Annotated in this window: 15 protein-coding genes; 6 read left to right on the top strand and 9 right to left on the bottom strand. The window is 67.4% G+C overall.

The window, feature by feature from the left end; genetic code table 11:
- Nucleotides 1-78: 78 nt before the first annotated feature.
- Entirely contained in the window at nucleotides 79-1155 is a 1077-nt protein-coding gene (locus ABQE93_RS16815) for a hypothetical protein (protein WP_448408802.1), read from the top strand.
- 3 nt (nucleotides 1156-1158) lie between these two features.
- Here ABQE93_RS16815 and ABQE93_RS16810 read toward each other — a convergent pair whose 3' ends face one another.
- From ABQE93_RS16810 to ABQE93_RS16785, 6 genes are read right to left on the bottom strand one after another with little or no spacing between them, the layout of a single operon-like run.
- Entirely contained in the window at nucleotides 1159-2010 is an 852-nt protein-coding gene (locus ABQE93_RS16810; protein WP_448438071.1) for an SDR family NAD(P)-dependent oxidoreductase, read from the bottom strand.
- On the bottom strand, nucleotides 1982-2470 hold the full coding sequence (locus ABQE93_RS16805; RefSeq protein WP_448408805.1) for a nuclear transport factor 2 family protein: 489 nt from the start codon (nucleotides 2468-2470) through the stop codon (nucleotides 1982-1984). Before ABQE93_RS16805 ends, ABQE93_RS16810 begins: the two co-directional genes overlap by 29 nt.
- Nucleotides 2471-2479: 9 nt before the next feature.
- Complete coding sequence (locus tag ABQE93_RS16800) at nucleotides 2480-3331, bottom strand: LLM class F420-dependent oxidoreductase (protein WP_448408806.1); 852 nt, start codon at nucleotides 3329-3331, stop codon at nucleotides 2480-2482.
- Between the two features lie 10 nt (nucleotides 3332-3341).
- A complete protein-coding gene (locus tag ABQE93_RS16795) occupies nucleotides 3342-4142 on the bottom strand; it encodes an SDR family NAD(P)-dependent oxidoreductase (protein ID WP_448408808.1) in 801 nt (266 codons plus the stop codon).
- A gap of 14 nt (nucleotides 4143-4156) precedes the next feature.
- The gene (locus tag ABQE93_RS16790; RefSeq protein ID WP_448408809.1) at nucleotides 4157-4447 is read right to left on the bottom strand and encodes a ferredoxin; all 291 of its coding nucleotides are present in this window, start codon (nucleotides 4445-4447) and stop codon (nucleotides 4157-4159) included.
- On the bottom strand, nucleotides 4448-5581 hold the full coding sequence (locus ABQE93_RS16785; protein WP_448408810.1) for a 3-ketosteroid-9-alpha-monooxygenase, oxygenase component: 1134 nt from the start codon (nucleotides 5579-5581) through the stop codon (nucleotides 4448-4450).
- A gap of 102 nt (nucleotides 5582-5683) precedes the next feature.
- On the opposite strand from ABQE93_RS16785, the gene ABQE93_RS16780 reads away from it, so the two are divergent.
- Nucleotides 5684-7402: a 3-ketosteroid-delta-1-dehydrogenase gene (locus ABQE93_RS16780; protein ID WP_448408812.1), complete on the top strand. Its 1719-nt coding sequence runs from the start codon at nucleotides 5684-5686 to the stop codon at nucleotides 7400-7402.
- On the opposite strand, the gene ABQE93_RS16775 is transcribed toward ABQE93_RS16780, so the two are convergent.
- A complete protein-coding gene (locus ABQE93_RS16775; RefSeq protein ID WP_448409133.1) occupies nucleotides 7399-8049 on the bottom strand; it encodes a PadR family transcriptional regulator in 651 nt (216 codons plus the stop codon). The genes ABQE93_RS16780 and ABQE93_RS16775 overlap by 4 nt on opposite strands.
- 142 nt (nucleotides 8050-8191) lie before the next feature.
- Between ABQE93_RS16775 and ABQE93_RS16770 the strand changes: the two genes are divergently transcribed.
- From ABQE93_RS16770 to ABQE93_RS16755, 4 genes are read left to right on the top strand one after another with little or no spacing between them, the layout of a single operon-like run.
- Entirely contained in the window at nucleotides 8192-9739 is a 1548-nt protein-coding gene (locus ABQE93_RS16770) for an FAD-binding protein (RefSeq protein WP_448408813.1), read from the top strand.
- Nucleotides 9736-10305, top strand: a complete 570-nt coding sequence (locus tag ABQE93_RS16765) for a PaaI family thioesterase (RefSeq protein ID WP_448408815.1) — start codon at nucleotides 9736-9738, stop codon at nucleotides 10303-10305. Before ABQE93_RS16770 ends, ABQE93_RS16765 begins: the two co-directional genes overlap by 4 nt.
- A gap of 50 nt (nucleotides 10306-10355) precedes the next feature.
- Nucleotides 10356-11162, top strand: a complete 807-nt coding sequence (locus ABQE93_RS16760; RefSeq protein ID WP_448408816.1) for an SDR family NAD(P)-dependent oxidoreductase — start codon at nucleotides 10356-10358, stop codon at nucleotides 11160-11162.
- A gap of 10 nt (nucleotides 11163-11172) precedes the next feature.
- The gene (locus ABQE93_RS16755) at nucleotides 11173-12222 is read left to right on the top strand and encodes an NAD(P)H-dependent amine dehydrogenase family protein (protein ID WP_448408817.1); all 1050 of its coding nucleotides are present in this window, start codon (nucleotides 11173-11175) and stop codon (nucleotides 12220-12222) included.
- A gap of 3 nt (nucleotides 12223-12225) precedes the next feature.
- Here ABQE93_RS16755 and ABQE93_RS16750 read toward each other — a convergent pair whose 3' ends face one another.
- Nucleotides 12226-12711, bottom strand: a complete 486-nt coding sequence (locus ABQE93_RS16750; RefSeq protein WP_448408818.1) for an SRPBCC family protein — start codon at nucleotides 12709-12711, stop codon at nucleotides 12226-12228.
- Nucleotides 12708-13028 (bottom strand): ArsR/SmtB family transcription factor, encoded by a 321-nt coding sequence (locus ABQE93_RS16745; RefSeq protein ID WP_448408819.1) that lies wholly within the window; start codon nucleotides 13026-13028, stop codon nucleotides 12708-12710. Before ABQE93_RS16745 ends, ABQE93_RS16750 begins: the two co-directional genes overlap by 4 nt.
- Nucleotides 13029-13034: the final 6 nt, after the last annotated feature.

The following is a 13034-nucleotide window of genomic DNA, read 5'->3' as shown; positions in this document are numbered from 1 at the left end:
CTGCTCGCCGGAAAAAGGGTGTCCCGATCACCGGACAGGTGCGCAGGCGACGGTCACGGACCGCGCCAGAATCAAGCCATGCTTACCGAACAGCAGCGGATCGAGCTTTCCGACGTCCTGCGGCCGGCCTCGCCGCCGCGGGAAATCGACAACGTTTACACCGACGACCAACGCGAGCGGCTGCTCGATGTGGTGCGCACCCAGGGGCCGTGGCGGCTGATCATCGCCCAGCATTTCGCGTCGGCCGAGGAACTGATGGCCACGATGAGCGGAATGTTCCCCGAGGGGTTCACGCCGTCGCTGGACCTGTTCCTGACCGCGACGTTCCGTGGCTACCTGGCGAACTACGGCACGGTGCTGTACCCGCAACTGCACGACTGCTTCTACAACCAGCGCTTCGTCGAACTCGCCAAGAGCTACTGGGGCGCCGAGTACGCCAAGCCGCAGATGATGCTGTTCAACATCAACGGGCCGTGCGCCAACCGCGATCCCGGCCACCTGGACGCGCCGAGCTTTCGCGGTGTGCGCCACGAGAACGCGCCGACCTGGCTGACCAGCGTGATGGGCAAGTCGGGCTTGTTCCGCGACTACCTGATCAAGATGGCCCAGGTGATCACCTGGTTCTCCCTCGACGAGGGAAGCGGTTTCACCTACTGGCCCGACGGTCCGCTCAAAGAGCCGCGGCGCATCATGCCGCCGATCTACAACCGCGGCGTGCTCGTGCAGAACGAGATGATGGTGCACCGCGGCGAGGCCAACGGCCCACTGGACCTGCAGACCCCTCCGGGTCTGGCCTTCGACACCGTGTTCACCGGTGACCCCGCCGATCGCGACCACTGGCTGCTCAAGAACGGCGGCGACGTGATCGCCCGCCACCACACCGACGAGTTGCGGTTCCTGGTGCACTGGTCGGCCGAGGTGTTCTCCGACTTCGACGAGCTCAAGAAGAACATGGACGGCAGCGACGACCTCACCGTCGACAAAGCCATCGACATGCTCGTCGACGACGTGCACAAGAAGGGCATCAAGCTCGACGTGCCCGGCGAACCGCTGCACGACCCGGAGTTCATCGCCGCGCTGAACGCGGTCTACGACCTCGGCGGTCCGACGACCTATCCCGAGGAAGCCCCGATCAGCGCGTTCCAGCTGACCTGACGCTCAGCGCACGATCACGTCGCTGGGTGGGCGCGGTGCGCCGAGCATGTCGCGGTGCGACGGCGGCTGCCTGCCGTCCTCGTCGGTGATCTCGTAGCGCTGGGCGAGTTCGGCGGCGATCAGGGTATGCCCACTGTGCTCGCCGCGCTGCGGGTCGCGATACAGCGCGTCGATCACATGCCCGACGAACTCGGGTGTCTCGGCGTGCTGCGCCATGGCCGGCAGCCCTTCGGGGTTGGCGTCGAAGGCGCTGCGCAACTTCTCCGTCAGCAGTATCCCCATCCAGATCGACGCGGTGTGCACGGCGGTGCCGCGGAAGTCGACGGCCATATCGGCGGCCATCTTGTCGACGCCTGCCTTCTGCGCCCCGTAGGCAGGACCGTGCATGTAGCACACCGAACCCGGCGAAGACGTGAACACGATCAGTCCCCGCTCGGCACGAAGCAGCAGCGGCGCCGCGAAATAGGATGCGACGTACGCCGATCGCAGACCCACGTCGATGATCTCGGCCAAGCCGATGGGCTTGTCCCAGAACGGTTTCGGATCGGTCAGCGCGTCGTGCACCGCGGCGGCGTTGTTGACCAGCAGGTCCAGCCGGCCGTAGTCGGCGTCGACCCGGCTAAACAGTGCGGCGACGGCGTCGTCGTCGCGGTGGTCCAGTGGCACCGCGACGGCCCCGTCGCCGGTGTCGGTGACGGTGCGGCCCGTCGCGTACACCCGCCAGCCGCGGGCCCGCAGTGCCCGGGCGATGCCGTGGCCCGCGCCGCGGCTGGCACCTGTCACGACGGCGACGGGCGGGTCGTGGTTTTCGGTCACGCACCAAAGACTACGGCGCGGGCCGCCCCGCGACCCCATCCGACAACAACAGCCGCGCCTCCGCGCGGCCGTCGAGGGTGCGGGTGGTGCGGTTGGTGATCTGCCAGCGCCCGTCGATCCGGTTGAGCCGGAAGTGGTTTGCGGCTGCGCGCCACACCGTGTAGCCGTCGTCGCGACGGGTCACCACCAGCGATTCGCACACCGCGACGGCTTCGTCCCCGTGCACGGTGGCGACCACCGGACCCAGGAAGTGGGTGCAGCCGCGTTCGATCAGGCCTCGGTGCGCATCGGAGGCCACCATCGCGGCGACATCGGCACGGCTGCGCATCGGCCAGCCCTCGACGTCGTAGACGCCGTCGACAGCCCACAGCGCGGCCGCCGCATCGGCCTCACCCGCGTCGACAAGCGGGCCGTATGACGCGATGATGCGTTCGATCGCGCGCTCGTCCTCGATGCGCTGCAATCGCGCTTCGAGTTCTGCCAGTCGGTCGTCGGTCACGACGGCTCCTCACATATCGTCGGCCACCGTGCGGAGCGCGGCGAGTTGGTCACAGTAGTCGTCGGGGCTCGACGCGGCCAGCGAGCAGGTGACGGCCATGGCGCCGAGGTCGGCCAGCTTGCCCAACCGGCGCAGCGTTGTGTCGGCGTCCCCACGCGGATCCAGCGGGCCCACCGGTAACACGACGTCGAACTGCGCCGGAAGCGTCACGGCGGCAAGCAGTCTGGCGATCTCGTCACTGCGCAACCCGAACGGCATCCAGCCGTCGGCCAACTCGACCGCACGACGCAACGACCGCGCGCTGCGGCCACCCACCCAGATCGGAACACGTGGCTGCACCGCGCACGGTTCGACCACCATCGAGTCATACCGGTAGTACTGGCCGTCGTAGGTCGGATGCGGTGTGGACAGCGACGCCCGCAGGGCGCGGATCGCGTCGTCGGCGCGGTCGCCCCGGTCCGCCCACGCGGCGCCGAGCAGGTCGAACTCGGCGGTCAGCGAGCCCACGCCGACGCCGAGCACCAGCCGGCCGCCGCTGACCCGGTCCAGCGTGCCGTAGCGCTTCGCGATCGCCAACGGGTGGTGGTATCCCAGCACCACCACCGACGTGGCCAGCCGGATGCGTGACGTGCGGGCCGCCAAGAACGCCAACGTGGCCAACGGATCCCAGTAGACCGCACCGCGCACCGAGGTGTCGTCGTCGGGGACGGCGACATGCTCCGAACACGTCAGGTAGTCGAACCCGAGTTCGTCGGCCACCTGCGCGATCCGCGCGATGTCCTCGATACCGGCGTCGCGCTCCCAGGAGCCGGCCACACCGGGCATCTGAATGACCACCGGTGTCGATAATCCGATTCGCACAGCTTCAGTTCTAGTCGATGTCTTCGTTGCCGATGAGCCGTTGTATCGCCCGGTGCGCCCCCAGCACCACCTTCGCCCGGTCCGGGTGGGTGCGCCGCGCGACGTCCTCGGCGTTGCCGCCCGCGACGAACACCGGACCGTTGGGCAGTTGCTCCAGCCCTTCGCGGGCCACATCCTGCGGTTCGGCCACGCGCATCCCCGGCACGTCGAAGTTCAGCCCGACGCGTTCCATCGCCGGCGTGCGGGTCACCCCCAGCACCAGCTCCAGGACGTGCACGTCGTAGTCCCGGAGCTCCAGCCACAGACTCTCGGCGAAGATCCGACCGAACGCCTTCACCCCGCCGTACACGCTGTGGCGCATCGAGCCCAGGTAGCCGACCATCGAACCGACGAGCAGGATTCCGCCGCGGCGGCGATCGCGCATCGGGCGGGCGAAATGCTGGACCACGGCGAGCATGGCGCTGACGTTCAGAGCGATGACCCGTTGAAAGTCCGCGAGCTCACCGTCGAGGAAGTTCTCGCTGCAGGTGTTTGCGCCGGCGTTGTAGATCAGCAGCCCCACCTCGAGGCCCTCGGTGGCCTCAACGATGCGCGCCACGGCCCCGTCACTGACCAAATCCACTGACAGTGTTCGGACTTCAACGCCGTGTTCGCGACACGCGGCGGCGGTGGCGTCGAGCGGGCCGGGTTTGCGCGCCAGCAGGACGAGATTGATTCCGGAGCGCGCGAGCAGCTGCGCGAACTCCGCTCCGACGCCTTCTGATCCGCCCGCGATGACCGCCCATGGCCCGTATCTCGCTAGATCTGTCATAGCTTGATTCTGCGTCACGACGACGATGCGTCCGCCGTTTCGTCGACGATACGCACCGTGCCGTTGTCCACCGCCTCGTCGATCGAGTTGCGCAGGTCCGAGCACGACAGGAACACGCCGCCGCCGTGGTTGTCGAGTTCGTCTGCCTGCCGTCGTTGCGGGCACCGCGCGGTTGCTTGCGCGTTCCACTGGATGCTGGTCTGTTGCCAGCTGCTCTTGCGCACCAGCACTTCAGCGGCGCAGCGGCTGCACCTCACCGGCACCGGCGGCAGGTCCTGCAGGCGGTTGTCGGCCCGGACAGCCATTTAAGCCTGCGCGGCGCGTGCCGCGATGTTGTCCTCGACCTGCTTCTGCCACGCCTCGCGGGGGCGGGTGACATCGATCTCGTATTCGAAGCGGTCGACCATATCCGGTTCGACGTCGGCGACGTCGACGTAGAACTGCTCATACCAGCGCCGCAGCTGATAGACGGGGCCGTCCTCCTCGCACAGCAGCGGGTTGTCGATACGGGCCTTGTTCTTCCAGATCGCCACATCCTGTTCGAAGCCCACCTTGACCCAGTCGCCGAGCGCGATCGCGGTCTGCGTCGCGGCCTCCTCCGGCAGGCTCGCGGACTTCTTGACGATGATCCCGTACTGCAGCACAAAGGAATTCGCGTCGATCGGGTAGTGGCAGTTGAGCAGTATCGTGTTCTGGTCTTCGTGCTCGAAGTGGTAGGTCAAATCGTCGATCATGAACGACGGGCCGAAATACGACGCCGCCGATGTGGTGCCGAGCATCTTCGGTTGGCCCTCTGGATGCGGTATGTCCTCACGGGCGCCGCTGTTCATGTACTGCGTGGCGACGTGTCCTTCAAAGATGTTCTTGAAGTAGGTCGGCATCGACCCGTGAATGTAGAAGAAGTGCGCCATATCGACGACGTTGTCGATGATCTCGCGGCAGTTGGTGTGCACCACCGTGGTGTACCAGTGCCAATCGGTCCACTCGTCGCTTCCGGCGCCTTCGATGCGCGGAATCGTCACCTCGTCCGGCGGCGGGTTGCCCTCGGGGTCGTTCCACACGAACAACATCCCGTCCTGCTCCAGCGTCAGCCAGGTCCTCGTCCGGGCCAGCCGCGGCGCCCGCTTGCTGTAGGGCACCTTTTTGCACCGGCCGTCACCGCCCCACCGCCAGTCGTGGAAGGGGCACGCGATCTCGTTGCCCTTGACTTGGCCTTGGGACAGGTCACCGCCCATGTGCCGGCAATAGGCGTCGAGCACGTTGATCCTGCCGTCACCGCTGCGGAACACCACCAGCTTCTGGCCGAAGGCGTTGACGGTGTGCGGCTTACCGTCCCCGAGTTCGCGGGCCAGGCCCAGGCAGTGCCAGCCGCGAGCGAACCGCGTCGGCGCCTGCTCTGTTTCGATCTCGCGGACCTCGACATCAGTCTGCAACGTCATGGCTGAAGTTCTACCGCAGAAGACCGGCCGGGTTCGAAGATCGTCCCGCTGGTAGGGATGCTGAATTCGGGCTGCCGCACCTGCTCTCTACTGTCGACAAACGTGACGGCTCACGACTCAAACACGATCCCTGCCGGGTTAGGAATCCAGGACACCGTCGTCGACCTTCTGGTCGTCGGTTCTGGCACCGGGATGGCCGCTGCGCTGGCCGCCAAGGAGGTCGGGTTGTCCGTTCTGCTCGTCGAGAAGTCGTCGCACGTCGGGGGTTCGACCGCCCGGTCCGGCGGTGCGCTGTGGTTTCCGGCGAGCCCGGTCCTCGAGGAGAACCGGGCCGGTGACACCGCGTCGCGCGCGCAGCAGTACCTGGACTCGGTCGTCGCCGAAACCGCGCCCCGACACCGCTCCACAGCGTTTCTCGCACACGTCGGACAGACGGTCGAGTTGCTGCGGCGAACCACGCCGATGCGGTTGTTCTGGGCGAAGGACTATTCCGACTATCACGCCGAAAAGCCCGGCGGCACAGCGGCCGGTCGCACCTGCGAGTGCCGGCCGCTGAACACGTCGATCCTCGGCGTCTACCGCAGCCGGCTGCGCGGCGGGGTCATGGAAGTCAAGATCCCGATGCCCACGACCGGTGCGGATTACCGGTGGCTGAACCTGATGTCGCGGGTGCCGCGCAAAGGGCTGCCGACGGTCGTCAAGCGCTTCGGCCAAGGGTTCGGCGGGTTGCTGCTCGGCCGCCGCTACGCCGCCGGCGGTCAGGCGCTGGCCGCCGGTCTGTTCGCCGGTGTGCTGCGTGCGAACATCCCGGTCTGGACCGACACCGCGTTGCGCCGCCTGACCAGCGAGAACGGCAGGGTCACCGGCGCCGTGCTGGATCACGACGGGCGCGAGGTGACCGTCACCGCGCGGCGCGGTGTGGTGCTGGCGGCCGGCGGTTTCGACCACAGCATGGAGATGCGGTGGAAGTTTCAGTCCGAAGCCCTCGGCGAGCACATGAGCCTGGGCGCCGACACCAACACCGGTGACGCGATCCGCTGCGCACAAGAGCTCGGCGGCGCAATCGATCTGATGGATCAGGCATGGTGGTTCCCCGCTGTCGCCCCGCTGCCGGAGGCGGCTCCGTTGGTGATGCTGGCCGAACGGTCGCTGCCGGGCTCGGTGATCGTCGACCAGGACGGCACCAGGTTCGTCAACGAGGCGACCGACTACATGTCGTTCGGCCAGCGGGTGCTGGAGCGCGAGCGCGCAGGTAACCCGGTGGAGTCGATGTGGATCGTCTTCGACCAGCAATACCGCAACAGTTACGTCTTTGCCGCCGAACTGTTTCCGCGGATGGCCATTCCCCGCGCCTGGTATGACGCGGGTATCGCGCACCGGTCAGACGACCTCGACGAGCTCGCCGACAAGATCGGGGTGCCCCGGGCGCAGTTCGTCGCGACGATGACGCGGTTCAACGCTATGGCGCGTGCCGGTCACGACACCGACTTCCACCGCGGAGGTGGCGCATACGACCGCTACTACGGCGACCCGACCATCAAGCCCAACCCGAACCTGCGGGCCCTCGACAAGGGGCCGTTCTACGCGGTCAAGATGGTGCTCAGCGATCTCGGCACGTGCGGCGGTCTTCGCGCCGACGACCGCGCCCGGGTGCTGCGCGAAGACGGCAGCGTCATCGAGGGCTTGTACGCGATCGGCAATACCGCGGCCAACGCGTTCGGTGCGGCGTATCCCGGTGCGGGAGCGACCATCGCGCAGGGTTTGGTGTTCGGATACATCGCGGCGCGGCACGCTGCCGGCGTCGCGGCGCTTCCCGGCTAGTCGGAATCTTCCGCGTCGGCCTTCTTCTCGATCTCGTACCAGTATTCCGGTTTGGGCCAAGGGATTCCAGCTTCGGTACCATCGGTGGCCTGGGCGAACACCGCTTGCGCGTCGTCGAGGTCCTTGATCATCTGCAGGGTCAGTTCTCGTTCGGCGGCGTAATGCCGCTCGGCCCACTGCAATCCGACGCGGGCGAACGCCCATGCCGGCTCCACGTCGGCCCAGCGCGCATCTTTGGCCGCCTCGGCGTGCATCTGCTCCGCCCAGGCCAGGTGCTCCTGCAGGATCTCCTTGAGCCTGGCCGGATTGGTCAGATGGCCCAATGTCACCCGCAGAATGGCACTGTGCTTGAGCACCGGCGGATCCAGCGGCGCCTCGTTGGCCCAGCGCGTCACGGCCTCCATACCGGATTCGGTGATCTTGTAGAGCCGACGGTTACGGGCGCCTGCGCTGCTCTCCACCCGCGACGTGACGAACCCGTGCTGTTCAAGCTTCTTGAGCTCGGAGTAGATCTGGCTGTAGGCGGGGCTGCCGTAGAAGAACCGCATGCTCCAGTTGATCCATTTGCGAATGTCGTAACCGGACAGCTCCGTGTCGTACGACAGCATGCCGAGCAGCGCCCACGCGGTCGCTGTCAGGTTCGGCATCGCCGAGGTCGATTCCACCGGTCAAGGCTATCAACGGCGGTGTCGGCGCCCTTGTTAGCTGCCGCTCACCGGGACACGGCGTCGCTGGGTTCGCCGCCGATGTCAGACTGTGTGTGTCATCGAAGCGGCGATGGAGGCAGATGTGGCTGCGTATGACCAGGTCGTCGACGTCCTGGTGGTCGGCTCGGGCGGTGGTGTCACCGGCGCCTATACCGCGGCGCGCGAAGGCCTTTCGGTGGCGCTGGTCGAGGCGACCGACAAGTTCGGCGGCACCACGGCCTATTCGGGCGGTGGCGGTATGTGGTTTCCGTGCAACCCGGTGCTCCAACGCGAGGGCAGCGACGACACCGTCGAGCAAGCCCTGGCCTACTTCCACGCCGTCGTCGGCGACCGCACTCCTCGGCAGCTGCAGGAGACCTACGTCCGCGGCGGCGCCGCGCTCATCGAATACCTGGAAGCCGACCGGCATTTCGAGTTCGCCGTGCTGCCGTGGCCCGACTATTTCGGCGCGGTGCCCGGCGCGCGAACCGACGGCCTGCGCCACATCGTCGCCAAGCCGATTCCAGCAGCGCGGCTCGGACCGTACGCCGGTTCGGTGCGCGGACCGCTCGACAGCGAGCGCCTCGGCGCCCCCCAACCCGATCTGCTGACCGGTGGACGTGCGCTGGTCGGCCGGTTTCTCGCCGCGATGCTCGACATGCCCAACGCTTCGATGAGTCTGAATTCAGCGCTGGTGGAACTGATTACGGAGGACAACGCCGTCGTGGGTGCGGTCCTGGAGCGTGACGGCAAGCGGGTCGTCGTCGGCGCCCGTCGTGGTGTGCTGCTGGCGGCGGGCGGATTCGAACACAACCACCGCATGCGCGAGCGCTACGGAGTTCCCGGCCGCGCCGCGGACACCATGGGAGCACCAGGCAACACGGGCGCCGCGCACGAGGCCGCGATCGGGGTCGGCGCGTCCACCGACCTGATGGAGCAGGCGTGGTGGTCGCCGGGTTTGACCCATCCCGACGGTCGTTCGGCGTTCGCGCTGTGGTTCACCGGCGGCATCTTCGTCAACCAGGCCGGAGACCGCTTCGTCAACGAATCCGCGCCATACGACCGGCTTGGCCGCGAGATGATCCGTCAGATCGACAGTGGGGCACTGCGGTTGCCGTGCTGGATGGTCTACGACGACCGCGAGGGCGAGGTACCGCCGGTCAAGGCGACCAATGTGTCGATGGTCGAAACCGACCGCTACCGCGCCGAGGGCCTGTGGCACACCGCGGACACGCTCGAAGCGCTCGCATCGCTGATCGACGTGCCCGCCGACCGCCTCGCGGCCACGGTCAAGCGCTTCAACGACCTGGTGGCCCGCGGCGAAGATGACGACTTCGGACGTGGCAATGAAGCCTACGACCGGGCCTTTTCGGGTGGACAGCTGCCGATGGTTCCGATCGACAAGCCACCGTTTCACGCCGCGGCGTTCGGGCTGTCGGACCTGGGCACCAAAGGCGGGCTGCGCACCGACACCCGCGCGCGCGTGCTGGACACGTCCGACAGGCCGATCCCCGGCCTGTACGCGGCCGGTAACACGATGGCGGCGGTCAGCGGCACCGCATACCCCGGCGGTGGCAACCCGATCGGCGCGTCGATGCTGTTCAGCCATCTGGCGGCGCTCGACATGGCCTCGCGGGGACCGCGCGCATGACCGACGACTTCGAACCGCTCACGCAGTCGGTACGGCAGCTCATCGACGCCACCATCCGCAGCGAGGTGGGCCGCGACGTGGCCGCCGAGGCCAAGAGCCACGTCGACCGGGCCGTCGAACTGTTGTCCGCCGAGTTGATCCCCGGTTCCTACGGAGTGCGCGCCACCGCCGAGGGCCGGCCGACGGCGCTGGGCAACGTGTTGATCGGGGCCCGCAACGCCGTCGCTCCCCCGCTGGTGATCCACCATGAGGCGGGCGGGCGCGCAGCCACCGAGTTCGAACTCGGCGCCGCCTATGAAGGCCCCGCGGGACACGTGCACGGCGGGGTCTGCGCGCTGATCCTCGACCACGTGCTCGCCGCTCCCGCCCACCAACCGGACAAGCCCGCCGTCACCGGAACCATCACCGTCCGCTACGTCCGCCCGACCCGGCTGGGCCGGCTGCGCGCCGAGGCGTGGGTAGACCGCGTCGAGGGCGCCAAGACCTACGTGGTCGGCCATATCGCCGATGCCGAAGGTGCCACGGTCGAAGCCTCCGGCGTCTTCATCCGGCCCAAGCAGCGGTGAATTCGCGACATCTGGCTGACACCCGGTGTCCGACAGTGTTGTATCGGCCCATGGCATCTCTTCAGCGATACACCGACCGTCGTGTGCTGATCACCGGCGGTGGTTCGGGCATCGGGCAGGCCACCGTCCTTCGCGTCCTCGACGAGGGCGCCTGCGTGGTGGCCGCCGACATCAGCGAGGCCGGGTTGAAGGACACCGTCGCCAAGGCCGAACCGCACGGTGACCGGCTCACCACACTGGTCATGGACATCAGCAGCGAACCGTCGGTGCAGGCCGGCGTCGCCGAGGCGGTGCGGACGCTGGGCGCACTGGACACCCTCGTCAACGCGGCCGGTGTGCTGCGCTCCGCGCACTTCCTGGACACGACGCTGGCCGACTTCGAGCAGGTGCTGCGGATCAACCTGGTCGGCACCTTCCTGGTGACGCGCGAAGCTATCCCCGCGCTGCGCAAGGGCACCAAACCCGCTGTGGTGAACTTCAGTTCGACGTCGGCGGCGTTCGCCCACCCGTACATGTCTGCCTATGCCGCGTCCAAGGGCGGCATCCAGGCGATGACGCACGCGTTGGCCCTCGAGTTCGCCAAGGAGGGTATCCGGTTCAATTCCGTTCAGCCCGGCTCGATTTCGTCGGGTATGACCGACGGCACCGGGGAATCCAAGCAGAGCGTCGGCCCCGGTCTGCCCGCTGACACCGACTTCACCCTGTTCGGCAAGGTGCAGCCGGTGCTGCCCGTCGACGACGGGGCAATGTTCGCCAAACCCGACGCGGTCGCCGCGGTGGTCGCCATGCTCGGCAGCACCGACGCCTACTTCGTGACCGGCACCGAGGTCCGCGTCGACGGCGGCACCCACATGTAACCTCCTGCAGATGAGCGCACCCCGACCCCTTCGCGTCATCCAATGGACCACCGGCAACATCGGCAGGCGGTCACTGCACGCCATCCTCGGCCGCGACGACATGGAACTGGTCGGCGTCTACGCCCACGGCGCGGACAAAATCGGCGTGGACGCCGCGCAGCTGGGCGGCTGGCCCGAACCGACCGGGGTGACCGCCACCGACGACGTCGACGCGTTGATCGCCCTTGCACCCGACGCCTGCTGCTACAACCCGCTGTGGCCGAAAATCGACGAGCTGGTGCGGCTGCTGGAAGCCGGCGTCAACGTCTGCTCGAGCGCGGCGTGGATCACCGGCGGCAAGCAGTCACCCGAAGACCTCGACCGCATCCGAAAGGCTTGCGAGAAGGGCAATTCCACAATCTTCGGCAGCGGCGCGCATCCGGGCATGTCCAACATGGTCGGCATGGTGCTGTCCGGTGCGTGTGAACGGGTCGACGAGATCCGCATCACCGAGTCGGTGGACTGCTCGACCTACGAGTCGGCCGGAACCCAGACCGCGATGGGCTTTTCGCAACATCCCGACACGCCGGGCCTGGCCGAGAGCGTGCGGCGCGAAAGCGAGGTGTTCGCCGAATCCGCGGCGATGATGGCCGACGCCATCGGCGCGAAACTGGACCGGATGACGTTCGACGTGACGTTCACCGCCGCCACCGGCGACAGCGACCTGGGCTTCATGCAGATCCCGGAGGGCACGGTGGCCGGGGTGCACGGCTATCACCGCGGCTGGGCCGGCGATCACAACGTGGTCAGCGTCGGGTTCAACTGGATCATGGGTAGCCACGTCACCCCGCCCAAACCGCTCGAACACGGCCACGTCATCCAGGTATTCGGGCTGCCCAATATGCGCACCGTGCTGCACTGCCTGCCGCCCAAGGACTGGACCGAACCCGGTTTCATGGGGCTGGGCATGATCTACACCGCGCTGCCGGTGACCAACGCCGTGCCGGCCGTCGTCGCCGCCGAGCCGGGCATCGTCACGCTCAAGGACCTGCCGCCGGTCACCGGCCGTGCCGCGGTGTGAGCGTCACTGCGGTTCGCCGCCGACGAGGCTGACATAGCGACCCAGGTACAGCGGCCAACCGCCGTCGCCGCCAACACCTTCCGCGACCGCCTGCCAGCCCTCGCCGTGGCGTTCGATGTGACGGTGTTCGAGATCGACGCGGGTGCGGTCGGCGGCTTCGGCGGTGAAACGAACTTCGACTTCGCTACACCGGGAGCTGTCGGCCTCCAGCTGCCACGTCGGACCGATGTTCCAGCTGAAGACCACCCGGTTCGGCGACTCGTAGGCGATGACGGTCGCCCACTTGCACAGGCTGCCGTCCACGCCACGGTCATAGATGTGCCCGCCGACGCGGGGTTCGAAGACCGTCTCGGCGATCGGACCGCCGAGCAGATTGTGTTCACGTGGCTTGAAATCACCGAACTGCTCGGTGAATACGCGAAACGCCCGCTCGAGCGGTGCAGCCACGACGACATGGTGGCGGATGGTTTCGGGCCGAGTTTGCGTCATGGTTGGTCACCTTCCATAGATTCGACGGTCTCTTTGAATCCGGCCAGCGTCTGCGCCCAGAACCGGTCGAGATAGTTCCGCAACGCCATCAACCCGGCCTCGTTGACGCGGTAGATCCGCCGCGTTCCGGCGATCGATTCGACCACGAGATCGGCGTCCTTGAGTACGCGCAGATGCTGAGATACCGCGGGCCGGGAAATCGGCAACTGCTCGGCCAACACCCCGACCGCCGCCGGTCCGTCGGCCAGCTTTTCCAGAATGGACCGCCGGGTCTTGTCGCCCAGTGCGTCGAGCACAGCGGATGCAGTTGCAGACACATCCGT

Source organism: Mycolicibacterium sp. XJ662, from assembly GCF_053484035.1.
Note: the sequence above shows the minus strand (reverse complement) of the source record. Positions and strands in the feature narration are given on the sequence as shown.